23 protein-coding genes are annotated in these 26784 nt (G+C 71.6%); 13 read left to right on the top strand and 10 right to left on the bottom strand.

The features are described 5' to 3' along the window. The first annotated feature begins 30 nt into the window (after positions 1–30). Positions 31–972, top strand: a complete 942-nt coding sequence (locus ABZ910_RS22920; protein ID WP_361368056.1) for a cation diffusion facilitator family transporter — start codon at positions 31–33, stop codon at positions 970–972. A gap of 288 nt (positions 973–1260) precedes the next feature. Further along, positions 1261–1854: an isopentenyl-diphosphate Delta-isomerase gene (gene idi, locus ABZ910_RS22915; protein WP_361368053.1), complete on the top strand. Its 594-nt coding sequence runs from the start codon at positions 1261–1263 to the stop codon at positions 1852–1854. Between the two features lie 12 nt (positions 1855–1866). On the opposite strand, the gene ABZ910_RS22910 is transcribed toward idi, so the two are convergent. Beyond that, a complete protein-coding gene (locus ABZ910_RS22910) occupies positions 1867–2370 on the bottom strand; it encodes an ATP-binding protein (protein ID WP_361368051.1) in 504 nt (167 codons plus the stop codon). A 278-nt stretch (positions 2371–2648) separates the two neighbouring features. Between ABZ910_RS22910 and ABZ910_RS22905 the strand changes: the two genes are divergently transcribed. The 6 genes from ABZ910_RS22905 to ABZ910_RS22880 all read left to right on the top strand — a co-directional run bounded on the left by ABZ910_RS22905 (position 2649) and on the right by ABZ910_RS22880 (position 8969). Then, positions 2649–3404, top strand: a complete 756-nt coding sequence (locus ABZ910_RS22905) for an enoyl-CoA hydratase/isomerase family protein (protein ID WP_361368048.1) — start codon at positions 2649–2651, stop codon at positions 3402–3404. A gap of 58 nt (positions 3405–3462) precedes the next feature. Beyond that, positions 3463–4332: a hypothetical protein gene (locus ABZ910_RS22900; protein ID WP_361368045.1), complete on the top strand. Its 870-nt coding sequence runs from the start codon at positions 3463–3465 to the stop codon at positions 4330–4332. A gap of 135 nt (positions 4333–4467) precedes the next feature. Then, the gene (locus tag ABZ910_RS22895) at positions 4468–6876 is read left to right on the top strand and encodes a Tex family protein (protein ID WP_361368042.1); all 2409 of its coding nucleotides are present in this window, start codon (positions 4468–4470) and stop codon (positions 6874–6876) included. 94 nt (positions 6877–6970) lie between these two features. Next, positions 6971–7534: a putative glycolipid-binding domain-containing protein gene (locus ABZ910_RS22890; RefSeq protein ID WP_361368039.1), complete on the top strand. Its 564-nt coding sequence runs from the start codon at positions 6971–6973 to the stop codon at positions 7532–7534. Positions 7535–7695: 161 nt separating this feature from the next. Continuing rightward, on the top strand, positions 7696–8652 hold the full coding sequence (locus ABZ910_RS22885) for a TIGR03086 family metal-binding protein (protein ID WP_361368036.1): 957 nt from the start codon (positions 7696–7698) through the stop codon (positions 8650–8652). A 71-nt stretch (positions 8653–8723) separates the two neighbouring features. After that, the gene (locus ABZ910_RS22880) at positions 8724–8969 is read left to right on the top strand and encodes a hypothetical protein (protein ID WP_361368033.1); all 246 of its coding nucleotides are present in this window, start codon (positions 8724–8726) and stop codon (positions 8967–8969) included. A 74-nt stretch (positions 8970–9043) separates the two neighbouring features. On the opposite strand, the gene ABZ910_RS22875 is transcribed toward ABZ910_RS22880, so the two are convergent. Next, positions 9044–9619 carry a TIGR03086 family metal-binding protein gene (locus tag ABZ910_RS22875; protein WP_361368030.1) on the bottom strand — a complete coding sequence of 192 codons (576 nt, stop codon included), beginning with the start codon at positions 9617–9619 and terminating at the stop codon, positions 9044–9046. A gap of 64 nt (positions 9620–9683) precedes the next feature. Between ABZ910_RS22875 and ABZ910_RS22870 the strand changes: the two genes are divergently transcribed. Both ABZ910_RS22870 and ABZ910_RS22865 read left to right on the top strand, forming a co-directional pair. Next, positions 9684–10022 carry a metalloregulator ArsR/SmtB family transcription factor gene (locus tag ABZ910_RS22870; protein WP_361368027.1) on the top strand — a complete coding sequence of 113 codons (339 nt, stop codon included), beginning with the start codon at positions 9684–9686 and terminating at the stop codon, positions 10020–10022. A 43-nt stretch (positions 10023–10065) separates the two neighbouring features. Then, positions 10066–10503 carry an SRPBCC domain-containing protein gene (locus tag ABZ910_RS22865; protein ID WP_361368024.1) on the top strand — a complete coding sequence of 146 codons (438 nt, stop codon included), beginning with the start codon at positions 10066–10068 and terminating at the stop codon, positions 10501–10503. Positions 10504–10519: 16 nt separating this feature from the next. Here the strand turns inward: ABZ910_RS22865 and ABZ910_RS22860 are convergent, their stop codons facing one another. Further along, positions 10520–12154, bottom strand: coding sequence for an ABC-F family ATP-binding cassette domain-containing protein (locus ABZ910_RS22860; RefSeq protein ID WP_361368021.1), 1635 nt, complete (start codon positions 12152–12154; stop codon positions 10520–10522). Between the two features lie 35 nt (positions 12155–12189). After that, entirely contained in the window at positions 12190–13227 is a 1038-nt protein-coding gene (locus ABZ910_RS22855) for an oxidoreductase (RefSeq protein WP_361368018.1), read from the bottom strand. 146 nt (positions 13228–13373) lie between these two features. Here ABZ910_RS22855 and ABZ910_RS22850 point away from each other — a divergent pair, with 146 nt between their 5' ends. Continuing rightward, complete coding sequence (locus tag ABZ910_RS22850) at positions 13374–14276, top strand: FAD-dependent oxidoreductase (RefSeq protein WP_361368134.1); 903 nt, start codon at positions 13374–13376, stop codon at positions 14274–14276. A gap of 40 nt (positions 14277–14316) precedes the next feature. Here the strand turns inward: ABZ910_RS22850 and ABZ910_RS22845 are convergent, their stop codons facing one another. After that, entirely contained in the window at positions 14317–16278 is a 1962-nt protein-coding gene (locus ABZ910_RS22845; protein WP_361368015.1) for a Xaa-Pro dipeptidyl-peptidase, read from the bottom strand. Positions 16279–16522: 244 nt separating this feature from the next. Here ABZ910_RS22845 and ABZ910_RS22840 point away from each other — a divergent pair, with 244 nt between their 5' ends. Continuing rightward, entirely contained in the window at positions 16523–18019 is a 1497-nt protein-coding gene (locus ABZ910_RS22840; RefSeq protein ID WP_361368012.1) for a M1 family metallopeptidase, read from the top strand. Between the two features lie 47 nt (positions 18020–18066). Here the strand turns inward: ABZ910_RS22840 and ABZ910_RS22835 are convergent, their stop codons facing one another. Next, on the bottom strand, positions 18067–18990 hold the full coding sequence (locus ABZ910_RS22835; protein WP_361368009.1) for an adenosine kinase: 924 nt from the start codon (positions 18988–18990) through the stop codon (positions 18067–18069). A gap of 250 nt (positions 18991–19240) precedes the next feature. Next, on the bottom strand, positions 19241–20707 hold the full coding sequence (locus ABZ910_RS22830) for an amino acid permease (RefSeq protein ID WP_361368006.1): 1467 nt from the start codon (positions 20705–20707) through the stop codon (positions 19241–19243). Positions 20708–21034: 327 nt separating this feature from the next. Between ABZ910_RS22830 and ABZ910_RS22825 the strand changes: the two genes are divergently transcribed. Continuing rightward, positions 21035–21748, top strand: coding sequence for a MerR family transcriptional regulator (locus tag ABZ910_RS22825; RefSeq protein ID WP_361368003.1), 714 nt, complete (start codon positions 21035–21037; stop codon positions 21746–21748). A 137-nt stretch (positions 21749–21885) separates the two neighbouring features. On the opposite strand, the gene ABZ910_RS22820 is transcribed toward ABZ910_RS22825, so the two are convergent. From ABZ910_RS22820 to ABZ910_RS22810, 3 genes are all read right to left on the bottom strand, one after another. After that, complete coding sequence (locus ABZ910_RS22820; RefSeq protein ID WP_361368001.1) at positions 21886–24063, bottom strand: 3-hydroxyacyl-CoA dehydrogenase NAD-binding domain-containing protein; 2178 nt, start codon at positions 24061–24063, stop codon at positions 21886–21888. A gap of 48 nt (positions 24064–24111) precedes the next feature. After that, on the bottom strand, positions 24112–25326 hold the full coding sequence (locus tag ABZ910_RS22815; protein ID WP_361367998.1) for an acetyl-CoA C-acetyltransferase: 1215 nt from the start codon (positions 25324–25326) through the stop codon (positions 24112–24114). 166 nt (positions 25327–25492) lie between these two features. Next, on the bottom strand, positions 25493–26650 hold the full coding sequence (locus ABZ910_RS22810) for a CaiB/BaiF CoA-transferase family protein (RefSeq protein WP_361367995.1): 1158 nt from the start codon (positions 26648–26650) through the stop codon (positions 25493–25495). Positions 26651–26784 lie beyond the last annotated feature (134 nt).

Below are 26784 nucleotides of genomic sequence, written 5' to 3'. Positions count from 1 at the left end.
CCCGCGCCGGATCACAGGAGGGCGGTTTTCATGGGGGCTGGGCACGATCACGGTCATGCGCACGCGCATGCGCCCACCACCGGTACGGCCGCCGCGGCGTACCGGGGCAGGCTGCGCGCCGCGCTGTCGATCACGCTCGCCGTCATGGTGGTCGAGATCGTCGGCGGACTGGCCGCCGACTCCCTCGCCCTGATCGCGGACGCGGCACACATGGCCACGGACGCGCTGGGCCTGGGCATGGCGCTGCTCGCCATCCACTTCGCCAACCGCCCGCCGAGCGTCCACCGCACCTTCGGCTTCGCGCGCGCCGAGATCCTCGCCGCCCTCGCCAACTGCTTGCTGCTGCTCGGCGTCGGCGGCTACGTCCTGTTCGAGGCGATCCAGCGGTTCTTCGAGCCGGCCGACACCGCGGGCGGGCTGATGATCGCGTTCGGCGGGTTCGGCCTGGTGGCGAACATGATCTCGCTCACGCTGCTGATGCGCGGCCAGAAGGACAGCCTGAATGTCCGCGCCGCGTTCCTGGAGGTGGCCGCGGACGCGCTGGGCTCGGTGGCGGTGATCATCTCGGCGGCGGTGATCCTGACCACCGGCTGGCAGGCGGCCGACCCGATCGCCTCGCTGGTGATCAGCCTCATGATCGTGCCGCGCACCGTGAAGCTGCTGCGCGAGACCCTCGACGTGCTGCTGGAGGCGGCACCCAAGGACGTCGACATGGCGGAGGTGCGGACACACATCCTGGCGCTGGACGGTGTGGAGGACGTACACGATCTGCATGCCTGGACGATCACTTCCGGACTGCCTGTGTTGTCCGCACATGTGGTCGTGCGCTCGGATGTGCTGACCGCCATCGGCCACGAGAAGATGCTCCACGAGCTGCAGGGGTGCCTCGGCCACCACTTCGACGTGGAGCACTGCACCTTCCAGCTGGAGCCGAGCGGCCACGCGGAGCACGAGGCGCGGCTCTGCCACTGACCCCGCGGCTGCGTCTCTGACTCCGGGGGAACGCCGGCCGCGGTGGCGCGCGCCGTCCGCGCCGGAGCGCACCACCGGTTTGCACCCGCATCCTCCTCCTCACCTGCCCCCCGAAGGTTCTCAGGCCCCCTGACCGGGCATGATCACCTTCCAGGTCCCCTTCCCGGTGACCGTTCGGGAAGTGCGCCGCCCGCGCCGCGCGCGGGACATGCGGACGTACCCGAAGTACCGGGAGTGCCGGATTAGTACGGCAGACTTGGGGTGCGAAGACCGAGGCGAAGGATGGGTATGCCGATCACACCTGCCACCGCGACGCACAGCACGTCGAACGGCACCGCAGACGCGATTTTGCTGGAACTGGTCGACGAGAACGGTGTGACGATCGGCACCGCGGAGAAGCTCGCCGCCCATCAGCCGCCGGGGCAGCTGCATCGCGCTTTCTCCGTGTTCCTCTTCGACAAGCACGGCCGGCTGCTGCTCCAGCAGCGGGCGATCGGCAAGTACCACTCCCCCGGTGTGTGGTCCAACACCTGCTGCGGCCACCCCTACCCCGGTGAGGCGCCCTTCGCGGCGGCGGCCCGGCGGACGTACGAGGAGCTCGGGGTCTCCCCGTCGCTGCTCGCCGAGGCGGGCACGGTGCGCTACAACCACCCGGATCCGGCTTCGGGCCTGGTCGAGCAGGAGTACAACCACCTGTTCGTCGGCCTGGTGCACACCCCGCTCGCGCCGGACCCGCAGGAGATCGGGGCGACCGCGTTCGTGACCCCGGCCGAGCTGGCCGAGCGGCATGCGCGGGACACCTTCTCGTCCTGGTTCATGACCGTCCTGGACGCGGCCCGTCCCGCGATCAGGGAGCTGACGGGTTCGTCCGCGGGCTGGTGAGGCGCCTCGGCCTCACGGCAGCCGTACGGGTTTGAGCGGCAGGGCGGCCCAGATCACCTTGCCGCCGCTCGCCGTGTGTTCCACGTCGACCGCCCCGCCCGCCTCCCGGGCCACCTCGCGGACCAGAAGCAGCCCCCGGCCGCCGGTCTGGCCGCAGTCGGCCTCCAGGGCGGTCGGCCGGTAGGGGTGGTTGTCCTCCACCGAGACCCGCACCCACTCGGCGCCGACGGCGACCTCCACGGCGAGCATCGGCGACAGCAGCGCCGCGTGCTTGACCGCGTTGGTGACCAGTTCGGAGACGATCAGCAACAGGCCGTGGACCAGGTCGTCCGAGACCGGGACGCCCTGGCGCATCAGCAGGTCCCGTACGGCGTGCCGCGCCTGCGGCACCGAGGTGTCCACGGCCGGGGCGGTGAACCGCCACACCCCCTCGTACGGCAGTGGGTCCGACATCCGCCGGCCGCCTACCGCCAGGGCCTCTGGGCGCGGGGCGTCCCCGCGCCCGTGATCTTCCATAGTCCGGTCGCCACCCTTGCGCTCGATTGTCACCACACGTCGAGTGTTGGTAACGATGCGCTCCGCCCCGGATGACTGAACAGAAGTCAGCTGTTATCGAGCGGATCTGACCGTTGGCGTATGACATGGTCAGTTGTAGGGACTGCTCCTGTCCCCACCGCGCCGGATTCGCGAACTCTTCGGGTTGTACGGGTTTGACGGCCCCGCTCGCCCTCGCGCTTCTCCGGCAGATCATGCCGCCGACGGGCCGTACGGCGGGGCCGGATAGCATCCGCCGCATGGAGCCCCAGCTGCAGTACGACGTGACCGACTCGGTCGCCACCGTCGTCGTCCACCACCCGGCGAAGCGCAACGCCATGACCGCCGCGATGTGGCGCTCGCTGCCGCCGCTGCTCGACACGCTGGCCGCCGATCCTGCCGTACGGGCGCTGGTGCTCACCGGTGAAGGCGGTACTTTCTGCGCCGGTGCCGACATCTCCACCCTCCAGGGCTCGCCCGAGGAGGCGCAGCGGCTCGCGGTGCGCGCCGAGGAGGCCCTCGCGGCGTTTCCGAAGCCGACGCTGGCGGCCGTCAGGGGCCACTGCGTGGGCGGTGGGTCTCAGCTCGCGGCGGCCTGTGACCTGCGGTTCGCCGAGGAGGGCGCGCTGTTCGGGGTGACTCCCGCGAAGCTCGGCATCGTCTATCCGGCGTCCTCCACCCGGCGGCTGGTGTCGCTGGTGGGCCCGTCGGCCGCCAAGTACCTGCTGTTCTCGGGAGAGTTGATCGACGCGGAGCGCGCGCTGCGCACGGGGCTGGTCGACGAGGTGCTGCCGGAGGGTGAACTGGGCAAGCGGGTGGCGGAGTTCACCCGGACCCTGGTCTCCCGCTCGCAGCTGACGCAGGCCGCCGCCAAGGAGTTCGCGAACGGCCGCACGGACCGCGACGCCCACTGGACCGAGCAGGCGCGCGGCAGTGACGACACCGCGGAGGGCGTCGCGGCGTTCCTGGAGCGCCGGCGGCCGCGCTTCACCTGGAGCGTGCCCACGTCGGGCTGAAGTGCCGTACGCGACTCGGACGTGAAGCGGGTACCGACCGGTCGGTACCCTGCGTGCCATGACTACTGCCGCCATCGAGCCGCGCGCCGGCCGCCGTTGCCACAACACGCTCAACTCCCTGCACGCCACGCACTACTTCTCGCCCGATCTGGGCAGGGAACTGGCCGCGCTCGGCCTCACGCACCCCAGGGCCGTCAACTTCGCGGTGCGGGGGGCCGCGCTGGGTCCGGTCGGGCCCGGCACGGTGGCGGCGACGTTCTACAACTACAAGTACGACCTGGTGGCCCGGCACGTGCCCGCGGTGTGGGAGACCGCCGCGCCCGAGCAGATCCTCGCGGCACGCGCGCGTGCCGTCGACGCGACGCTGCGGCGCCTGCTGGGCGAGGAGGCCGTGGCCTCCGAGGAGATGGCGGAGGCCGCGCGGCTCGCGCTGCGTGCCGCCGAGGCCTGCGCACGCGGTGGGCGGCCGCTGTACTCCGCACACGCCGACCTGCCGGTCCCCGAGGAGCCGCACCTCGCGTTCTGGCACGCCACGACGCTCCTGCGCGAACACCGCGGCGACGGACACATCGCCGTGCTGCTGTCCGCGGGGCTCGACGGTCTGGAGGCGGTGGTGACCCACACCGCGACCGGCAAGGGGATGGCACCGAAGTGGGTGTTCACCACACGTGGGTGGACCGAGGAGGACTGGGCCGCGGCCGGTGGGCGGCTGCGGGAGCGCGGACTGCTGGACTCGGCGGGCGAGCTGACGGAGCGGGGCGTCGCACTGCGCGAGGAGATCGAGGCGGAGACGGACCGGCTGGACCGGGCTCCGTACGAGCACCTAGGGGCGGCGGGCGTGGACCGTCTGACGGAGCTCGGGACCGGGTTCGCGCATGCCGCGCTCACCGCGGGCGCCTTCCCTGCGGACCTGATCGGAAAGCGCTGACCTGACCGGACGGCGCCCGCGCGCGGGGTGCCTCACCGGCGCGCGCGCCGGGCCGGAAGCCGCCCTGAACCCCGGTTGTCGATGTCACCTGCCACAATTGCCGCGCAACCTCAGTGGAGAAGGCGGTACGGGATCGTGACGACACCCGAGTCCATCGAAGTAGGGTCCATCGAAGGAAGGATCGCCGAGGAGCTCGGCGTACGAGAGCGGCAGGTGAAGGCCGCGGTGGAGCTGCTCGACGGCGGTTCGACGGTGCCCTTCATCGCCCGCTACCGCAAGGAAGCGACCGAGATGCTCGACGACGCGCAGCTGCGCACGCTCGAGGAGCGGCTGCGCTACCTGCGGGAGCTGGAGGAGCGGCGGACGGCGATCCTGGAGTCGGTGCGCGAGCAGGGCAAGCTCACCGAGGAGCTCGAGGCGCGGATCCGCTCCGCCGAGACCAAGGCGCGTCTCGAGGACATCTACCTGCCGTACAAGCCCAAGCGGCGTACGAAGGCGCAGATTGCGCGCGAGGCGGGGCTCGAGCCGCTGGCGGAGGGACTGCTCGGCGACCCGAGCGTCGAACCGCTCGCCGCTGCCGCCGCCTTCGTCGACGCCGACAAGGGAGTCGCCGACCCGCAGGCCGCCCTGGACGGCGCGCGGGCGATCCTCACCGAGCGGTTCTCGGAGGACGCCGACCTGATCGGCGAGCTGCGCGAGCGCATGTGGGTGCGCGGGCGGCTGGCCGCGAAGGTGCGGGAGGGCAAGGAGGAGGCGGGCGCCAAGTTCGCCGACTACTTCGACTTCGCCGAGCCGTTCACCGAGCTGCCCTCGCACCGCGTCCTCGCCATGCTGCGCGGCGAGAAGGAGGAGGTCCTCGACCTCGTCCTGGAGCCGGAGGAGCCGGCCGAGTCGGCATCGGCCCCGTCGTCGTACGAGGGCATCGTGGCGAGCAGGTTCGCGATCGCCGACCGCGGCCGCCCGGCCGACAAGTGGCTGACGGACACGGTCCGCTGGGCCTGGCGCACCCGCATCCTCGTCCACCTCGGCATCGACCTGCGCCTTCGGCTGCGTACGGCCGCCGAGGACGACGCGGTGGGCGTGTTCGCCGCCAACCTCCGTGACCTGCTGCTCGCCGCCCCGGCCGGTACGCGCGCGACGCTCGGCCTGGACCCCGGCTTCCGTACGGGCGTGAAGGTCGCCGTGGTCGACGCGACCGGCAAGGTCGTCGCCACGGACGTGATCCACCCGCACGTACCGGCGAACAAGTGGGACGAGGCGCTCGCCAAACTGGCCCGGCTGGCGAAGGAGCACGCGGTCGATCTGGTCGCGATCGGCAACGGCACGGCGTCCCGGGAGACGGACAAGCTCGCGGGCGAACTCATCGCCAAGCACCCCGAGTTGAACCTCACCAAGGTGATGGTGTCCGAGGCGGGCGCGTCGGTGTACTCGGCGTCGGCGTACGCCTCGCGCGAACTGCCCGACATGGACGTGTCGCTGCGCGGCGCGGTCTCCATCGCCCGCCGGCTGCAGGACCCGCTGGCCGAGCTGGTGAAGATCGACCCGAAGTCGATCGGCGTCGGCCAGTATCAGCACGACCTGGCCGAGGTGAAGCTGTCGCGTTCGCTGGACGCGGTGGTCGAGGACTGTGTGAACGGCGTGGGCGTGGACGTCAACACGGCCTCGGTGCCGCTGCTTTCGCGCGTGTCCGGGATCTCCTCGGGGCTCGCCGAGAACATCGTGGCGCACCGCGACGAGAACGGACCGTTCACGTCCCGCTCGCAGCTGAAGAAGGTGGCGCGGCTGGGTCCGAAGGCCTTCGAGCAGTGCGCGGGCTTCCTGCGCATCCGCGGCGGCGACGACCCGCTGGACTCCTCCAGCGTCCACCCTGAGGCGTACCCGGTCGTGCGCCGCATGGTGAAGACGTCCGGGCAGGAGGTGGCCTCGCTCGTCGGCAACACCGGCGTGCTGCGGTCGTTGAAGCCGTCGGACTTCGTGGACGAGACGTTCGGCCTGCCGACCGTCACCGACATCCTCAAGGAGCTGGAGAAGCCCGGGCGCGACCCGCGGCCCGCCTTCAAGACGGCCACCTTCAAGGAGGGCGTCGAGAAGATCGCCGACCTGTCGTCCGGGATGGTCCTGGAGGGCGTCGTCACGAACGTGGCGGCCTTCGGGGCGTTCGTGGACATCGGCGTCCACCAGGACGGCCTGGTCCACGTCTCCGCGATGTCGAAGACGTTCGTCAAGGACCCGCGGGACGTCGTGAAGCCCGGTGACATCGTCAAGGTGAAGGTCCTCGACGTGGACATCCCGCGCAAGCGCATCTCGCTCACGCTGCGCCTGGACGACGAGGCCGCACCGCAGGAGCGCCAGCAGCGCGGTGGCGGCGGCCGTCCGCCCCAGCAGCGCCGGCAGCGGCAGGGACAGGGGCAGGGGCAGCAGCGCAAGGGGCAGGGCCGCGGCGGCGACCGGGGCGGGCGCCAGGCGCCCCCGCCGGCCAACAGCGCCATGGCGGACGCGCTGCGGCGCGCGGGTCTTCTGGACCCGAAGAGCGGGCGCCGCTGATCCGCTGATCCGCTGAGGCATTCGGGCCCGGTTCCTCCGCCACCGCTGTTCGGTGCCGGAGGAGCCGGGCCCGCCGCGCCCGTACGGTGAGGGCATGACGGTTTCTCGCGTGATCACCTGGGGCGTACTGGCGAGCAGGGGGTACGAGACCGCCTGGGTCGAGTTCGGCGCGGGCGCACTCGGCGCCCACGGCCGCGCGGTCGGGACCCGCCCGGAGCCGTACTGGATCACGTACGTCCTCGTCACCGCCGAGGGCTTCGTGACCCGACGGCTCCAGGTCACGGCCGAGTCGGCGGACGGCACCCGCTCCCTGGACCTGCGGCACGACGGCGAGGGCCGGTGGACCGCGAACGAGGAGCCGCTGCCGGAGATGGACGGCGCGCTCGACTGCGACCTGGGCCGGTGCCCGCTCACCAACACGATGCCCGTCCTCCGGCACGACCTCCATCGGGAGCCCGGCGAGCGGGAGTTCCTGATGGCGTGGGTGTCCGTGCCGGATCTGACCGTACGGCCCTCCCGGCAGACGTACACCCATCTCGGCGGCGCGAGCGGCGGCGGGCGGGTGCGCTACGCCTCGGGCGACTTCAGCAGCGACCTGGAGCTGGACGCGGACGGCTGCGTGGTCCATTACCCGGGGCTGGCCACGCGGATGTGGTGAGACCACGCGCCGCGGTGCGCGCCGGTCCGACGCGTCCAATATTTTAGTCAGCCCTAAAATTTGCCGCACCGAGCCGCCCTATGTTTTAGTCGCCACTGAAACAACCGCCGGATCGCGCTCCGGTTCCCAGAAGCGCCGACCAGCCCGAAGGAACGCCCCCCATGGCCGACATCACCCTGCACACCTCCATCGCCGCGCGACCCGCCGCAGTCCGCGAGGCCGTGGCCACCGCCGAAGGCATCACCGGCTGGTTCACCGACCGCGCCCGCGTCGAGGACGGCATCCAGTACCTGACCTTCCCCGGCTACCCCGGTCCTGCCTGGCAGTTCCGGATCACCGAGGACAGTGCCGAGCGGGTCGCGATGAGCGTCGTCGCGGGCCCGCCCGCCTGGATCGGCACCGAGATCGGCTACGTGATCCGGGCCACTGGACAGGGCAGCGAGCTGCGCTTCGACCACATCGGATTCGCCGACGCCGACGAGGACTTCGCGATGGTCGAGCGCACCTGGGCCGAACTGATGACCGTCCTCAAGCGGTACGTGGAGACCGGCGAGGCTGCTGCGAAGTTCACCGCCGAGACCGCGCCGGCGGAGTTCGCGCGCGTGCTCGCCGAGATCCTGCGCGACCTCCCCGCCGAGGCCCTGGACGCGCCCACCCCGTGCACCGAGTTCACCGTCGCGCAGCTGCTCGGCCACCTCGCCCCGGTACTGGCGAACTCCGCCCGCGCGGCCCGGAAGCAGCCGCCGTCGGACACCGCGGTGGACAGCGCCCCGGCCCATGTGGCCGCCCTCGCCGTCCGGGCCGCCGCGGCCTGGGCGGAGCCGGGCGCGCTGGAGGGCATGACCCACTTCGGCCCGGGTGAGATGCCCGCCGAGTTCGCAGCCGCGATCACGCTGCAGGAGCTGGCCCTGCACGGCTGGGACCTGGCCCGCGCCACCGGCCGCCGGCCGGTGCTCACGGCGGAGGCGGCCGAGTCCGCGCTGGCGGCGGTCGGGCAGCTCGCCGAGCGGGCCCGCTTCACCGGCGCCTACGGCCCGGCCCTGGCCGCCCCGGACGACGCCGACGCCTTCGAGCGCGCGCTGGCGGCAGCCGGCCGCGACGCGAACTGGAAGGCCTGACCTCGACCGGCCTCCCGGCCCGCCTTCCGCACGGCCACCCGCACCACCCCACCCGCCCCGGAGACCCCGCGATGACCCCCGTCGAGCAGCTCGACCGCAACGCCGCCGGCAAAGCGTTCGCCGTCCTGGACGACCAGGGTGTGGCGTTCCGCCTCCTGGCCGGTTCCCCCGCCTTCGACGAGGCGCCGGCGCTGTCGGGCGCCGCCGTCTTCCGGCCCGCACCCGGCCGGGCGATGAAGGACTGGGTTGCCGTGCCCACCGCCCACGCCGAGCGCTACACGCACTTCGCCGACGCCGCCCTCACCGTCCTCGGGTGAACCGGCGCCCCGCCGCCCCGGCGCAGCGGCCGTACCCACCTGCCCCAGCGGCCCGCCGCGAAGACACGGGTCGGTCAGGGGCTCCACTCGGGGTTGCGCCCGCTCGTCGCGAGCGCCCGCTCGAAGGGCGGGGCGTCGGCCGGTACGGGCACGGGCTCGGCGTAGCCTCCCCGGCTGCGGGCGGCCTCGGCGAGCTGGCCGACCACGCCGAGCACGACCCGGCCGGTCGCCTCGTCGATGACGAACGACTGGCCGGTGGCCTGCGCCAGGTCCCAGCCGTGCAGGGCGAGTTCCTGCAGGGTGATCGACGCGGCGAAGAGCGCCGGCATCTCCCCCGGGCCGAACTCGGTGGTGCCGTCGTACGCCGCCGGGCGGGCCCACGCCGCCGCGGCCTGGTCGGCGGCGTCGGCCAGGCCCTTCGGGGACACGGCCGGAGCGGTGGAAGCGTCGCCGGGTTGCGCCTCCTTGCGGGCGGCGCGCGCCGAGGCCTGAAGGGCTCCGCCGAGGTGGTCGACGAGTTGACCGACGGTGTACTCGGCGCAGGGAGTGGGGTTCTCGAGCTGCGTCTCGCCGACGCCGACTGCCGTCGCGGCCAATGCGTCGGCGCACTCGCGGATGGCGACCTGAAGCTCGGTGTGCTGGGCGTTCATCGGCTCTCTCCCCAGTGATCAGTGGAACGCCGCCAAAATTCAAGTGGCAGCTAAAATGAATGCCATGGAAGCGGTACGGGCAGTCGCCGAACCCCGACGTCGCGAGATCCTGCGTCTGGTCTGGGACGCGGAGCTGTCCGCCGGCGAGATCGCCGAGCGCTTCGACGTTACCTTCGGCGCGATCTCGCAGCATCTCAAAGTGCTCAGAGATTCCGGACTCATTACGCTGCGCCAGGACGGCAGGAAACGCTTCTACCGAGCCGACCGCGAGGCCCTGGGCCCGCTGGCCGCCTACCTGCAGTCCATGTGGGCCACCAAGCTGGACACGCTCGCCGAGCTGGCGGAGGCGGCCGAGCGGGCGGAGCAGCACACCGAGCCCGTGAAACGCCACGGAGAGACCTGAGCCTCCGGGTCCACCGGAGGGACGAACGACTGAGGACGGACCATTGAGTACGGACACGGTCACCGTGGAGCGGCTCATCGCGGCTCGCCCCGAGACGGTGTTCTCCTTCTTCACCGACCGGGAGAAGTGGCTGTCCTGGATGGGCGAGGACGGTGAGTTCGGCTTCGAGCCGGGCGGTTCCTACCGGAGCCGGATCACCGGTGAGAACGTCGCGGAGGGCCGCTTCGTCGAGATCGACCCACCCACGCGGCTGGTCTTCACCTGGGGCTGGGCCGAGGGCGGCATGCCCATCCCTCCGGGTTCCACCACCGTCGAGATCACCCTGGAACCGGTCGCCGAGGGAACCTTCCTGCGCCTGGTCCACCGCAACCTGCCGTCCCCCGAGGCGTGCGCCGCGCACGAGGAGGGCTGGAAGCACTACGTCGAGCGGCTCGCCACCGTGGCATCGGGCCGCGATCCGGGGCTCGACGACCGGATGTGAGCCGCCCCCGGCAGCGCTAGGTCACCTTCCCGTCCGCGACGTCCAGGCGGCGCGTGACGTGTACCGCGTCCAGCATGCGGCGGTCGTGCGTGACCAGGAGCAGCGTGCCCTCGTAGGCGTCGAGGGCCGATTCGAGCTGTTCGATGGCGGGCAGGTCGAGGTGGTTCGTGGGCTCGTCGAGGACGAGGAGGTTGACGCCGCGGCCCTGGAGCAACGCGAGGGCGGCGCGGGTGCGTTCGCCCGGGGAGAGGGTCGCGGCCGGGCGCAGGACGTGCTCCTGCTTGAGGCCGAACTTGGCCAGCAGGGTGCGGACTTCGACCGGTTCGGTGTCCGGTACGGCGGCGCAGAAGGCGTCCAGCAGGGACTCCGGGCCGTGGAACAGCTTGCGGGCCTGGTCGACCTCGCCCACCAGGACACCCGAGCCGAGGGCCGCATGGCCCGCGTCCAGCGGGACACGGCCGAGCAGCGCGCCGAGCAGGGTCGACTTGCCCGCACCGTTCGCGCCCGTCACCGCGATCCGGTCGGCCCAGTCGACCTGGAGCGACACCGGTCCGAGGGTGAAGCCGCCGCGCCGTACCTCGGCGTCCCGCAGCGTCGCGACCACCGCGCCCGAGCGCGGTGCGGACGCGATCTCCATGCGCAGGTCCCACTCCTTGCGCGGCTCCTCGACGACGTCGAGGCGTTCGATCATGCGCTGGGTCTGGCGGGCCTTGGCGGCCTGCTTCTCGCTGGCCTCGCTGCGGAACTTGCGGCCGATCTTGTCGTTGTCGCCGCCCGCCTTGCGCCGGGCGTTCTTCACGCCCTTGTCCATCCACGAGCGCTGCATCTGGGCCCGGTCCTGGAGAGCGGCCTTCTTGTCGGCGTACTCCTCGTAGTCCTCACGCGCGTGCCGCCGGGCCACATCCCGCTCCTCCAGGTAGGCCTCGTAGCCGCCGCCGTAGAGGTTGATCTGCCGCTGGGCGAGGTCGAGTTCGAGGACCTTGGTGACGGTGCGGGTGAGGAACTCGCGGTCGTGGCTGACGACGACGGTGCCCGCGCGCAGGCCGGTGACGAAGCGTTCGAGGCGTTCCAGGCCGTCCAGGTCGAGGTCGTTGGTCGGCTCGTCGAGCAGGAAGACGTCGTAGCGGGAGAGCAGGAGCGAGGCGAGGCCGGCCCGGGCGGCCTGACCGCCGGACAGGGAGGTCATCGGCTGGTCCAGGTCCACGGCCAGGCCGAGGGAGTCCGCCACCTCCTCGGCGCGCTCTTCCAGGTCGGCGCCGCCGAGGTCCAGCCAGCGCTCCAGGCTCGTCGCGTAGGCGTCGTCGGCGCCGGGCGCCCCGTCCACCAGCGCCTGCGTGGCCTCGTCCATCACGCGCTGCGCCTCGGCGACGCCGGTGCGCCGGGCGAGGAACTCCCGCACGGTCTCGCCGGGGCGCCGCTCCGGCTCCTGCGGCAGGTGGCCGACGGTGGCGGCCGGCGGGGAGAGGCGCAGCTCGCCCTCCTCGGGCGCGGTCAGCCCGGCGAGCATCCGCAGGAGCGTGGACTTGCCCGCGCCGTTGGCACCGACCAGCCCGATCACGTCCCCGGGCGCGACGACGAGGTCGAGACCGGAGAAGAGCGAGCGGTCGCCGTGGCCGGCGGCGAGGTTCTTGGCGACGAGGGTGGCAGTCATCAGACCGCCGATACTAATGCCGCGCGCCGGACGGCTCAGCCGGGATTCCCTCGTGCCACCGCCTCCGCCAACACGCTTCCGGAGGTCCTGGCCACGACGAAGGACTCGCCCCTGACCGCCTCGGCACCCAGGGCGATCCGGTGGCGGCCCGGTTCCAGGACGCCGTCGAAGACCTCGCGGGTGTGGGTGCGGGAGAGCCGGTCGAGGCGGTACGTGGTGAGGCGGACCCGGCAGGTCGAGGTGACCTCGATGTGCGCGGAGCCGTCCGCCGTGGCCAGGTGGGTGAGGCGCCGCTGCCGGAGCGGGCCGCGGTCGAGGGCGTGCTCGATCTGCGCGACGAGGAGGGGCACGATCGGCGCGAGGCCGGTCACGAAGGGCACGTCGGCTCCGGCGCGCTCGAACGCCCGGCGTACGGCGACCCGTTCGGCCTCGCCGACCGCACGGCCGAAGGCGACGGCGCCGTAGGAGCGCAGTTCGTCCGCGGAGACGTCGGTGGCGTCGCGGTTGATGTCGGCGCCGATGCCGATGCCACGCAGGGCGGCGGCGAGCCGGGCGAGGACACCGGCACGGGCGCCGATCAGCAGGACGCGGCGGGGCGGCACGGTGACGTCGGCGCCGGCCAGCAGGGCGCCCAGGGCCGCACGGTACTCGGGTCCGTCGAAGCGGAACGGCCCTATGCCGTGGTAGCCGTTGAAGTCGAGGTCGGCCACCTCGTCGGTCTGCCAGGCGAAGTCCCGCCAGATGTAGTCGTCGCCGTCCCGCTCGATGACGGCGGTGACCGCGCCGCACGCCAGGTCCTCGCACTCGGGGCAGCCGTAGATGACGTACCGGCCGCCCGGGAGCGGCGCGGCCGTCTCCAGCAGCAGACTGCGCACCTGCGCGGTGAAGATGGCGGGCGGGACGTCGGAGGCCAGCGGGGAGACGGCGTCGAGGTCGGAGAGCCGGAACAGCAGCGGGCGTCCGTCGACGACGAAGTCCAGGAAGTCCCGGTGGAGCCGGTAGCCGCCGTCGGCGTGGACGCCGCCGGCGCGCATCGCCGGTGCGAGGCCGAAGGTCGCGTGTGCGGCAGACATGCTGTGAGTATTCCCAGCACAGGACGATTGTGAGCGCGGCATGACATATTCCGGCGTACAGGCTCTATCGTCCCCGCGTGGAACATACACCGAGTGACGATGTGATCGTGGTCGGCGGCGGGGTCATCGGGCTGACGACGGCGGTGATGCTGGCCGAGGGCGGCCGGCGGGTGCGGGTGTGGACACGGGAGCCCGCCGAGCGGACGACCTCGGCCGTCGCCGGTGCGCTGTGGTGGCCGTACCGCATCGAGCCGGAGCCTCTCGTCGGGGCGTGGGCGCTGGAATCCCTGGGCGTGTACGAGGAGTTGGCGGCGCGGCCGGAGGAGACGGGCGTGCGTCTGGTCGAGGGCGTCCATCTCGGGGCGCGGCTGGGCGAGTTGGGCTCCTGGGCGGCGCGGGTGCCGGGGCTGCGCGACGCGGATGCCGGGGAGGGGGTGTGGGCGCAGCTGCCGTTGATCGACATGCGGGCCCATCTGGCATGGCTGCGGATGCGGTTGCTGAAGGCGGGCGGCACGGTCACCGAGCGGACGGTGACGGATCTCGCCGAGGTGCCTGCCGCCGTGGTGGTCAACTGCACCGGGCTGGGGGCGCGTTCTCTGGTTCCCGATCCGGCGGTGCGTCCGGTGCGCGGGCAGCTGGTCGTCGTGGAGAACCCGGGGATCACGACGTGGCTGACGTCCGTCGACGACGCCTCGGACGGCGCGGGAGGCGCGGAAGGCACGGACACCTCCACGTACTTCTTCCCGCAGCCCGGGGTCCTGATCCTGGGCGGTACGGCGCAGGAGGACGCATGGTCACTGGAGCCCGATCCCTCGATCGCCGCCGGCATCGTCGCGCGGTGCGCGTCCGTCCGGCCGGAGATCGCCGGGGCGCGGGTCCTGGAGCACCGGGTGGGTCTGCGTCCGGCACGGGACGCCGTGCGGGTGGAACGTCAACCCCTGCCGAATGGGCGGGTGTTGGTGCACAACTACGGGCATGGCGGCGCCGGCGTCACCGTCGCGTGGGGCTGCGCGCGTCAGGCGGCCGGGCTGGCGCACCCGGCCGCCTGAACGCGCTGCCGAACTCAGCCGCCCGGCCGCCTGATCCCGATCACCTCATCGGGACGCGCCGCGCGGCGCGAGGCGACCCGGCGCCTTCCAGGGCCGCCGACCCCGATGCGGCGCGCGCCGCGTCCGGGGTGCCCGCCGTGGCGCGGGTGAACGCGGCGGGGCCGCCGAGCAGCGGGACCGTGGCCGCCGTGCGGGACAGGTCCAGCGTCAGCGTCGGGGTGCTGGACGGAGGATCGATGAGGTCCTTGTCCGTGCCCGCGATGATCAGCGCCAGGCGGTGTCCCTTCGGGACGACATGGTCGGTCGCCGCCAGGTCGAGGGTGATCGTGTAGGCCTTGCCCGGGGTGAGCGGGGCGCCCTTGAGGTCGGAGGCGTGGTTGCCGAGGTCGGCCCAGCCGCGGCTGAAGACCGTGAAGTCGACCGGTGTCGTCTTCGCTCGGGTCGCCTTGAAGCAGGCGCTGTCGCCCGCGGTGCTCTCGCCCCAGCAGGTGCGGTCGGTGAGCGTGGTGATGCCCTCGTGGGCGTCGGCGTAGTCGCGGATGGTGTCCTTGCCGAGGTCGACGAGGACGGCGGAGAGATGGGCCGTCGAGGTGGTCGGGGTCGCGGTGACGGTGACCTGGGAGGAGCCGGAGAGGCGCAGGTCACGGCTGAGCGGCCCGGTGACGAAGCCGGCCTTCTCGGGGGTGGACGTGCCGATCCGCGCGGCCCAGTCGGTCTCGCTCAGCCGCGGGTCGTCGGTGAAGGTCTCGGTGCCGGAGCCCTGGCGCACGCCGAGGGTGCCCACACCGGCTCGGGTGCCGGTGGCCGGGCGGAGGGTGGTGGTCCCCGTGCCGCTCGGCGGCCAGGTCTTCGAGGTGACCCACTGGTCGGGGTGGCGCTCGATGTCGGCCGTCGGCTCACGGTCGATGCCGTTGTCGTAGCCGAGGAGTTCGTGGTCGAACCAGCGGTGCAGGGTGTCGACCCAGTCGGTGCGGCGGTAGTCGAAGGGGTCGACGTGCCCGGTCTGGGAGAGCCAGATCTTGCGCTCGACGCCGTGTGCGGCGAGGGCGTCCCACCACTGGCCGAAGTGCTTGGTGCGGACGTTCAGGTCCTGCATCCCGTGCACGAGGAACACGCTGGCCCTGACCTTGCCCGCGTCCTTGACGTAGTCGCGCTCGGTCCACAGGTCGGTCCAGTCGCCGGTGCGCGGGGCGCCGTCGACGAGCTTCTGCTGTACGGCGGCGCAGTGGGCGCGGGCGCCGTCGCTCTCCACGTAGTCGGACAGCCAGTCGGGGCCGGAGTCGTACAGCGGGGCGCCCTTGGCGAAGTAGTAGTCGTACCAGGAGGAGATCGCGCTGATCGGCACGATGGTCTTCAGGCCCTTCACGCCGGTCGCGGCCACGCCGTTGGCGATCGTGCCGTCCCAGCTCTTGCCGATCATGCCCGTCTTGCCGTTGGTCCAGCTCGCCTTGACGGTCGTGATGCCGGTGCGGCTGGTGTAGGCGCGGGCGCGGCCGTTCAGCCAGTCGACGACGGCCTTCGCGGACGTGATGTCGGAGCGTCCGCCGACGTCGACGCATCCGTCGGAGCGGTTGGTGCCGGCGAGGTCGACGCCGACGAAGGCATAACCGCGGGGAACGAAGAAGTTGTCGTAGAAGAGCGGCATCTGGACGACGTCACCGTTCGCGTCGTACGTCTTCAGCTGCGACTCGTTGCCGCGGCCGCAGCAGGAGTAGTACGGGCTGGCGTCCATGATGACGGGGACTTTGCGGCCCTGCTGGGCGGGTTCGCGGGGCCGGACGATGTCGGCCGCGACACGGTCGGTCCTCCCGTCGCCGTCCTCGTCGAGGCCGGTGTCCACCCAGACGGCCTCGCGGACGGCGTTCGTGTACGAGTAGACCGCTTGGCTCTCGCCGCGGGTGGCGGCCTGCGCCGCGACCGGGCTGAGGAATGCGGCCACCAGGGCGGCGACCGCCGCTGTCACGAGCGTTCTCCAAAGGGTGCAGCGCGTGCGAATCGGCATGCGCGGACGGTACCCCGGTGAACTGCCCTGCAGAAGAGGGCACCTGAGTGACAAACAGGGCGCGTGAGGTGGCACGGCCCTGCGGGGCGGACGGGCCGGTGCAGCGGATCGCTTCATGACGGCCGAATGGGTTCATGACGGCCGAATGGCGATCGTGTGACAGCAGGTGCCGTGGACAGCTCTGGGGCCACCGGGTCTGAATAGGCTTCGAACAGACCGTGTGCCCCTACGACTTGGAGCTCTCGTGCACCGCAGAATCTTCGCGCCGGGTGTCCTGGCGGCGGCCTCCCTCCTGCTGGCGATCCCGGCATCGGCCGCAAGCCACACACCCGGCGCTCCGGGCATTGGCGACCCCTACTACCCGTACTACGGCAACGGCGGTTACGACGTCTCCCACTACGACCTCCGGCTCCAGTACCAGCCCGCGACCGACACGTTGGCGGGTACGGCGACGATCCAGGCCAGGACCACGCAGGACCTGTCCCGCTTCGACCTGGACTTCCTGCTGGACGTGAGCGAGGTGCGGGTCAACGGCGCCAAGGCCGCCTTCACCACCTCCGGCCAGCACGAGCTGGAGATCACCCCGAAGAACCCGCTGGCGAAGGGCACGCCCATCACGGTCGTGGTCCGCTACAGCGGGGTGCCGTCGACCAAGAGCGCGTACGGGTTCACGACCTGGCACCGCACGCCCGACGGCGGCGTCGCGGCCGACGAGCCCGAGGCGGCCTGGTGGTGGTTCCCGAGCAACGACCACCCGAGCGACAAGGCGACCTACGACGTGTCGGTGGCCGTGCCGGACGGCACCCAGGCGCTCTCCAACGGCACGCTCCAGTCGACCACGTCGCGGCTCGGTTGGACCCGTTACAACTGGCGTGAGAACAAGCCGCAGGCGACCTATCTGGCCACTCTCGCGGTCGGCAAGTTCGACATCACGACGAGTACGTCCGACGGCGGCGTTCCGGTCGTCAACGCCTACAGCGAGGCTCTCGGCGACAACGACGGGGCCGCGCGGGCGAGCGTGGAGCGGACCGGGGAGCTCGTCGACTGGCTGAGCGGCTACTTCGGGCCGTACCCCTTCAGCTCGGCCGGCGGCTACGTCCCCAACACCACCACCGGCTACGCGCTGGAGACGCAGACGCGGGTGTACTACAGCCCCCGGCAGTTCGCGAACGGCTCCAACACCTCGCTCGTCGTGCACGAGCTGGCGCACCAGTGGTACGGCGACTCCGTGTCCCTGAAGGGCTGGAAGGACATCTGGCTCAACGAGGGCTTCGCGCGGTACGCGCAGTGGCTGTGGTCCGAGCACGAGGGCGAGGGCGCCGCACAGGAACTCGCGGACTACGTGTACGCGTCGCATCCGGCCGACGACGCCTTCTGGACGGTCAAGCCCGGCGACCCGGGCCCTGACCACCAGTTCGACGCCGCCGTGTACGACCGGGGCGCGGTGGCGATCCAGGCGCTGCGCAACGAGGTCGGTGAGGACGCGTTCTTCGCCATCCTGAAGGGCTGGCCGAAGGAGCACGCGTACGGCAACGCGTCGGTGGCCGACTTCCAGAAGTACGCCGAGCAGGTGTCCGGGAAGCCGCTGGGCGCACTGTTCGACACCTGGCTGTTCCAGCCGTCGAAGCCGTCGGCACCCGCGGCGCGCACCGCGTCCGTCGCGCAGTCCCCGACGGCTGCTCCGGTCCGGCCGAAGTCATGGAAGAAGATCGAGGCGACGAACGACGCGCACGCGCACTGACGGGGTCGGGGGTCGGGGATGCGGGCTCGGAGGGGACCCCCGGCCCCTCACCGGCCGACGGTCTCCGTCTCGGCGTGGTCCACGCGGTTCAGGAGTTCCTCGCGGCCGATCGCGGCCGTCTCGGTCGACGGCACCGTGCAGGCGTACGCCCCGGCCACCGCGCCGTACCGGGCGCACCGCACGGGCGGTTCGCCGGTCAGGCGGCCGTAGAGGAACGCGGCGGCGAAGGCGTCACCCGCGCCGTTGGAGTCCACCACCGGCGCGGGGGGCGTGAGCGCCGGTATGCGGGTCACCGCGCCGTCGGCCAGCAGGAGGGCGCCCTCGGCGCCGGCCGTCACGACGACCGCCTCCGCCCGGCCCCGCTCGGCGATACGGCGCATGGTCCGCTCGGGGTCGGTGAGGGCCGTCGCCGACAGGAAGACGACGTCGGCCGCGTGGGCGAAGGGCTCGTGGTACGGGTTCTCGCCGTCCCAGTCGTGCAAGTCGGTGGAGAGGGACACACCGGTTGCGCGCAGGGCGGGCAGGGCGTGGGCGCAGGGGTGGGTGATGGCTACGTGGACGTGTCTGGTCGCCCCGGCCAGGGCCTGGAGCACGGGCTCCGGGAACCGGTCGTCGGCGTGGGCGCGGCTGGTGTCGTAGAGGGACAGCCTGCGCCCGTCGGGGCCGACCAGGTTGACCGCGCGCTTGGTTCCCGCGGGCTGGGGGATCGCGGTGAGCGGGATGCCCCGCTCCCGGTGCAGGGCGCGCACCAGGTCGCCCTCGGGGTCGTCGCCGAGCAGGTCGAGGTGGTGGGTGCGCAGACCGAGGGCGCTCAGCCCCAGCGCGACGAAGTCGCCGGTCTGCCCGGCCCGGGTGCGGATCCCGGAGTCGATCATGTAGCTGTCGGCGTACGGCAGCGGCAGTTGCGGCACGTACACGATGGTGTCCACCCCGGCCCCGCCCAGCACCAGGACGTCCGTCTCCCCCGTCATCCCCCGCCCTCCCCGTGCCCGTACACCGTCACCGCGATGCCCCGCCTGACCAGCCGTTCAGTGATCAGCGGCTCGATCCGGGCCCATGTCCCGCCCGCGAGACCACAGCCTATGCGGGGCATGTGCACGGTGGCACCGGGTTCGATCACATGGGCACGCAAGCCCAACGGAAACGGTGGCGTCACCCCGGATCTATGTGATCCGACATGACGCCACCGTGGGCGCTGCCACTGACAGTGGCTGTGAGCTGCTACTTCGTGAGCTCGCCGAGCTCCTGGTCGGCGTTCCGGGCCACCCGGCGGCGGACGCCGAACCAGCCGGCGACCAGGGCCACCGCGATGACCGGGATGAGCAGGAGGGTCTTGCGGCCGACCTCGGGGTCGTTCCACATCATGCCGAGGCAGACCAGCAGGAAGGCGATCGTGACGATCTCCGTGACGGGGCTGCCCTTCAGGCGGAAGTTCGGCCGGGTGACCAGGCCCTGCTTGGCACGCCGGACGAAGACCATGTGGCAGAGCATGATGATCACCCAGGTGCTGATGATGCCCAGGGAGGCGATCTCCAGCACGATCTCGAAGGCCTGCTCGGGCACCAGGTAGTTCAGGACGACGCCGAGCACGCACACCCCGCAGGTCAGCAGGATGCCGCCGTAGGGGACCTGGCTGCGGTTCATGCGGGCGGTGAACTTCGGCGCCGAGCCGGCCATCGCCATCGAGCGCAGGATGCGGCCCGTGGAGTACAGACCGGAGTTCAGCGACGACATGGCGGCCGTCAGGACCACCAGGTTCATCACGTCGCCGGCCGCCGGAACGCCGATGCTGGACAGCACCGTCACGAACGGGCTCTGGGCCGCCGAGTAGACCGAGCCGGGCAGCAGCAGGGCGAGCAGCACGACCGAGCCGACGTAGAAGAGGCCCACGCGCCACATGATCGAGTTCACCGCGCGCGGGACGACCTTCTGGGGCTCGGCGGTCTCGCCGGCGGCGACGCCGACCAGCTCCAGCGCGGCGTACGCGAAGATCACGCCCTGCATGACCAGGACGGCCGGCATCATGCCGTGCGGGAAGAGCCCGCCGTGGTCGGAGATCACGCTCAAACCGGGGGCATGGGCGCCGACCTTGTGCTGGGTGGCGAGCAGGAAGATGCCGATCGCCATGAAGCCGACGATGGTGGCCACCTTGACGATCGCGAACCAGAACTCCATCTCGCCGAAGATCTTCACCGAGATCAGGTTCACGGCGAGGACCACGGCGAGCGCGATCAGCGCCAGCACCCACTGTGGGATGGGCGTGAACATGCTCCAGTAGTGCGTGTAGAGCGCGATCGCGGTGATGTCGGCGATACCGGTCGTCGACCAGTTCAGGAAGTACATCCAACCGGCGACGTACGCACCCTTCTCACCGAGGAACTCGCGCGCGTACGACACGAAGGACCCGGACGAGGGTCGGTAGAGCACGAGCTCACCGAGGGCCCGTACGACGAAGAAGGCGAACACGCCGCAGACCAGGTAGGCCAGGGCGAGCGCCGGGCCCGCGGTGTGCAGGCGGCCACCGGCGCCCAGGAGGAGGCCGGTGCCGATGGCACCGCCGATGGCGATCATGTTGACGTGTCGGGACTTGAGGTCCTTGCTGTAACCGGCGTCGCCCGCGTCCGCGGGCGTCCCGGTCGCCTGGGGGTGGACTGCAACCTTTGCCGCGTCCACGACGTCCTTGCTCACGGGTGGTTCCACACTTTCGTCCGCCCGAGCGTCGTGCGCGCGGGTGTCCGTTCGTCCGCCCGGGCGTCGTGCGCGCGGGTGTCCGTTTCCTGACCAGGCCCGTGCCGCGTTCGTGTCGCCGCACAGACCGAACCCGCAGTTTCTCAGAGAGATCACCAAATTTGCGGTGGCACACATCACAGAGCGGCGCTTCTCACACGGGTTCCGAGGGTGCGCGCACGGCGTTTCACAGCACCCCCACAGGAGGCTTCACTCGCCTCCACGCGAGGCTTCACCCACGTGCACAAGAGGTTTCACAGCACTGGTGAGACAGCGATACTGCTACACATGACGACCGACACCGAGGAGCCGATCCTCACGATCGACGAGCTGGCCGCCCGGGCGGGCGTCACGGTGCGCACCGTCCGCTTCTACAGCACCCGAGGCCTGCTGCCGCCGCCGGCGATCGGTCCGCGCCGGGTGGGCCACTACGGCCGTGACCACCTCGCGCGCCTCGCCCTGATCGAGGAACTCCAGCACCAGGGCATGACCCTGGCCGCGATCGAGCGGTATCTACGGCAGCTGCCGCCGGACCTGACCGCGGACGACCTGGCCGTGCACCGGGCCGTCGTGTCCTCGTGGGCACCGGAGTCGATGGAGACCATGTCCCGGGAGGAGCTGACGCGGCGGGCGGGGCGGGCCCTTGGCGACGAGGACGTGGCACGGCTGGTGGCGATGGACGTGATCGCACCCGACAACGGCTCCTACCGCGTCGACTCCGGCCTGCTGCGGCTCGGCGTCCAGCTTCTCGACGTACCCCTGTCCCAGGAGGCGATCCTGACGGCCCGCGCCGCACTCCTGCAGCACGCGCGCGCGGCGGCCCACGATCTGTCGCAGCTCCTGCGCGGCGAGGTGGCGGAGCGGGACGCGCAGGACGTGAAGTCGCTGTCCGCCCATATGCAGCCCCTGGTGGTGCAGGCCCTGCTGACGACGTTCCAGCGGTCCCTGCGGGAGGAGCTGCGGGCGTGGATCAAGGACGCGAGGGCGGACGGGCCCGCATGACCCCGTGAACGGGCCCGCGCGACCCGTGGAAACGGATCCGTTCGCCCCGCAGAGAACGGATCCGTTCGCCCCGATGAACGCGCCAGGGGTCCCCGCGACGGGGACCCCTGGCACTCACCGGGTGGCGGTGACGCCGCTCAGCGGGCGTCGGTGAAGATCTCGCCCTTCTCCGCCTTCTCGACGAGCAGCGCGGGCGGCTCGAACCGCTCGCCGTAGCGCTCGGCGAGCTCGCGCGCGCGTGCCACGAATCCGGGCAGGCCGCCCTCGTAGCCGTTGATGTACTGCAGGATGCCGCCGGTCCAGCCCGGGAAGCCGATGCCGAAGATCGAGCCGATGTTGGCATCCGCAACGGAGGTCAGCACGCCCTCCTCCAGCAGCTTGACGGTGTCGACGGCCTCCGAGAAGAGCATGCGCTCCTGCATGTCCCGGAACGGGATCTCGTACCCGGGCTTGGTGAAGTGCTCCCGCAGCCCCGGCCACAGTCCGGCGCGCTTGCCGTCCTCGCCGTACTCGTAGAAGCCGGCACCGCCGCTGCGGCCGGGCCGCTCGAACTCGTCGACCATGCGGTCGATGACGGCCTCGGAGGGGTGCGGGGTGTAGGTGCCGCCCGCCTCCTCGACGGCGCGCTTCGACTCGTTGCGGATCTTGCGCGGGAGCGTGAGCGTCAGCTCGTCCATGAGGGAGAGCACCTTGGCCGGGTAACCGGCCTGGGCCGCCGCCTGCTCGATCGAGGCGGGCTCGATGCCCTCGCCGACCATGGCTACGCCCTCGTTGATGAAGTGCCCGATCACCCGCGAGGTGAAGAAGCCGCGCGAGTCGTTGACGACGATCGGCGTCTTGTTGATCTGCCGGACCAGGTCGAAGGCGCGCGCGAGGGCCTCGTCGCCGGTGCGCTCGCCCTTGATGATCTCGACGAGCGGCATCTTGTCGACGGGCGAGAAGAAGTGCAGCCCGATGAAGTCGGTCTGGCGCTCCACGCCCTCGGCGAGGACCGTGATGGGAAGCGTGGAGGTGTTGGAGCACAGCAGCGCGTCGGGGGCGACGACGCTCTCGACCTCCTGGAAGACCTTGTGCTTGAGCGCCGGGTCCTCGAAGACGGCCTCGATGACCGCGTCGCAGCCCGCGAGGTCCTGCGCGTCCGCGGTGGGCGTGATGCGGGCGAGCAGCGCGTCCGCCTTCTCCTGGGTCGTACGGCCCCGGGAGACGGCCTTGGCGCACAGCTTCTCGGAGTAGCCCTTGCCCTTGACGGCCGCCTCCAGCGAGACGTCCTTGAGGATGACGTCGATACCGGCACGCGCGCACGAGTAGGCGATGCCGGCGCCCATCATGCCGGCGCCGAGCACGGCGACCTTGGTGACCTTGCGCGCCTCGATGCCCTTGGGGCGGTTGGCGCCGGAGTTGACGGCCTGGAGGTCGAAGAAGAAGGCCTGGATCATGTTCTTCGAGGTCTGGCCGGCGGCCAGTTCCACGAAGTAGCGGGCCTCGATGATCTGGGCGGTCTCGAAGTCGACCTGGGCACCCTCGACGGCGGCCGCGAGGATGTTGCGCGGGGCCGGGTAGGGGGCGCCGTTCGTCTGCTTGCGCAGGTTGGCCGGGAAGGCGGGCAGGTTGGCCGCGAACTTCGGGTTGGCGGGCGTCCCGCCGGGGATCCTGTAGCCCGGCTTGTCCCAGGGCTGCTGCGACTCGGGGTTGGCGTCGATGAAGGCGCGGGCCTTGGCGAGCAGTTCCTCGGGCGTGGCGGCGACCTCGTGGACGAGGCCGTTCTCCTGGGCGCGCCGCGCGTTGTACTGCGTGCCCTGGATGAGGACCTTCAGCAGGGCGTCGGCGATGCCCAGCAGACGGACGGTGCGGACGACGCCGCCGCCCCCGGGGAGCAGGCCGAGGGTGACCTCGGGGCAGCCGATCTTCGTGCCGGAGGTGTCGAGGGCGACGCGGTGGTGACAGGCGAGGGCGAGCTCGAAGCCGCCGCCCAGGGCCGCGCCGTTGATCGCGGCGACGACGGGCTTGCCCAGGGTCTCGATGCGGCGCAGGTTGCGCTTGATGGCCATGCCGCCGTCGAGCAGGTCCTGGGCCGTCTCGGGGGTGACCCGGATCAGGTCGCGCAGGTCGCCGCCCGCGAAGAAGGTCTTCTTGGCGGAGGTGAAGATGATGCCGCGGATGGAGTCCTGCTCGGCTTCGAGCCGTTCGGTGATCGCGGCGAGGGAGTCGCGGAACGCCTGGTTCATGGTGTTCGCGGACTGATTGGGGTCGTCGAGGACGAGGGTGACGACACCGGTGTCGTCCTGCTCCCAGCGGATGGTGGTGCTCTCGGTCATGACAGTCGTCTCCGTTGAAGTCTGAAGTCTCGTGGTTCCGCGGGGAGTTCAGATGCGCTCGATGACGGTGGCGACACCCATGCCGCCGCCCACGCACAGCGTGACCAGGCCGTAGCGCTTGTCCTGGCGCTCGAGTTCGTCGACGAGCGTGCCGAGGATCATCGCGCCCGTGGCGCCGAGCGGGTGGCCGAGCGCGATGGCGCCGCCGTTGACGTTGACCTTGTCCAGGGGCAGGCCCATGTCCTTCACGAACCGCAGCACGACCGCCGCGAACGCCTCGTTGATCTCGACGAGGTCGATGTCGTCGATGGTCAGCCCGGCCTTGGCCAGCGCCTTGCGGGTGGCGGGGGCGGGCCCGGTGAGCATGATGGTGGGCTCGGAGCCGGAGACGGCCGCGGAGACGATCCGCGCGCGCGGGGTGAGTCCGTAGCGCTCGCCGACCTCCTTGGAGCCGATCGCGACGAGCGAGGCGCCGTCGACGATGCCGGAGGAGTTGCCCGCGTGGTGGACGTGGTCGATCTTCTCCACCCAGTGGTACTTCTGCAGGGCCACGGCGTCGAACCCGCCGAGCTCGCCGATGTCGGCGAACGACGGCTTCAGCTTGCCGAGCGAGTCGGCGGTGGTGCCGGGGCGCATGTGCTCGTCGTGGTCCAGGACGACGAGGCCGCTGCGGTCCTTCACCTTGACGACGGAGCGGTCGAAGCGGCCCTCCTTCCAGGCCGTGGCCGCGCGCTCCTGCGAGAGCGCCGCGTACTCGTCGACGTCCCGGCGCGTGAAGCCCCCGAGGGTGGCGATGAGGTCGGCGCCGATGCCCTGCGGCACGAAGTTGGTGGCGAGGTTGGTCATCGGGTCGTTGAACCAGGCGCCGCCGTCCGAGGCCATCGGCACCCGGGACATCGACTCGACGCCGCCGGCGAGGACGAGGTCCTCCCAGCCCGAACGGACCTTGGCGGCGGCCAGGTTGACGGCCTCGAGGCCGGACGCACAGAAGCGGTTCTCCTGGACGCCGGCCACCGTGTCCGGCAGTCCGGCGGCGACCGCCGCGATCCGGGCGATGTCGGAGCCCTGGTCGCCCACGGGTCCGACGACACCGAGCACGATGTCGTCGATCGCGGCCGGGTCGAGGTCCGGGAAGCGGTCGCGGAGCTCGTGGATGAGGCCGACGACCAGGTCGATGGGCTTCGTGCCGTGCAGGGCGCCGTTCGCCTTGCCGCGGCCGCGCGGGGTGCGGATCGCGTCGTACACGTACGCTTCGGTGCTCACTGACAAGCCTTTCAACGAGGGTTTTTTCGAGGGTCTGCGGAGCGCTGGGGTTCACGGAACGCGCGGGGAGGGATGACGTCCAGCATGGTCGCCCCGACCTCCCCGCGGAAGGCGGCGACGCGCTCACGGACGTAATCCTTCGGACCGTCGGACGCGAGCGTGAGGGTCATCGGCCGCCCCCCTCGTCGTGAGGGGCGAGCAGCTCGGGTACGTCCCAGTCGCGGGCGACGTCCGCGGTGCCGGCGCCGGGCCGGGCGGGGCCGGTGCGGACGCCGGTGGGGGTCGCGGAGAAGCGCGGGGCGGGGGCGGGCTGGACGATGCCGCCGTGGTCGGTGAAGGTGCCGCGCGCCGCGAGGTGCGGGTGGTGCGGGGCCTCGCGCAGCGACAGCACGGGGGCCACACACGCGTCGGAGTCCTCAAAGACGGCCGTCCACTCGTCCCGGGTACGGGACTTGAAGCGGGCGGCGACCCGCTCGCGCAGCTCGCCCCAGCGGGCCCAGTCCGTGTGGGCGGATGCGAGGTCGTCGAGTCTGAGCAGGCGCAGGAACTCCGCGTAGAACTGCGGCTCCAGGGCGCCGACCGCCATGTACGCGCCGTCGGCGGTCTCGTAGGTGCCGTAGTACGGGCAGCCGCCGTCCAGGAGGTTGGCGGCGCGGCGGTCCTGCCAGCTGCCGGCGGCCAGCATGCCGTGGATCATCGAGGCGAGGTGGCTGGCGCCGTCCACGATGGCGGCGTCGACGACCTGGCCGGTGCCGGTCGCGCGTGCGTGGTGCAGGGCGGCGAGGACGCCGACGACCAGGTAGAGGGAGCCGCCCGCGTAGTCGCCGACCAGGTTGGCGGGGATGGCCGGGGGTTCGCCCGGCTTGCCGATCAGGCCGAGGGTGCCGGTGACGGCGATGTACCCGATGTCGTGGCCGGCCCGCTGCGCGAGGGGGCCTTCCTGGCCCCAGCCGGTCATCCGGCCGTACACCAGCCGCGGGTTGCGGGCGTGGCAGTCCCCGGGGCCGACGCCGAGGCGCTCGGCGACGCCGGGGCGGTAGCCCTCGATCAGGATGTCGGCCCGTTCGGCCAGGTCGAGGACGCGGGCCGCCCCGTCGGGGGCCTTCAGGTCGACGACCACCGAGCGCTTGTTGCGGTTGGTGATGTCGTACGCCGGGTCGATCGCGAGGCCGCCTCCGCCCGGACGGTCCACGCGGACGACGTCCGCGCCCAGGTCGGCGAGGAGCATGGCGGCGAACGGGCCGGGCCCGATACCGGCCAGCTCGACCACGCGCACACCGCTGAGCGGTCCGCCCTCCGGCGCCGTCGTCCCTGCCGCTGCCATGCCGCCCCCAGTCATGTGACACAACTGATGTAACACCAACGATGCTAAGAACGTGTTCCACCGGGCACAAGACCTGACGAGCAAGCGCTCAGCCAAGTTTCCCCGAGTTCGCCCGACCGGCCGGTCGGGGAGGG

Source organism: Streptomyces sp. NPDC046805 (assembly GCF_040645355.1).
Taxonomy (GTDB): Bacteria; Actinomycetota; Actinomycetes; order Streptomycetales; family Streptomycetaceae; genus Streptomyces.
Note: the sequence above shows the minus strand (reverse complement) of the source record. Positions and strands in the feature narration are given on the sequence as shown.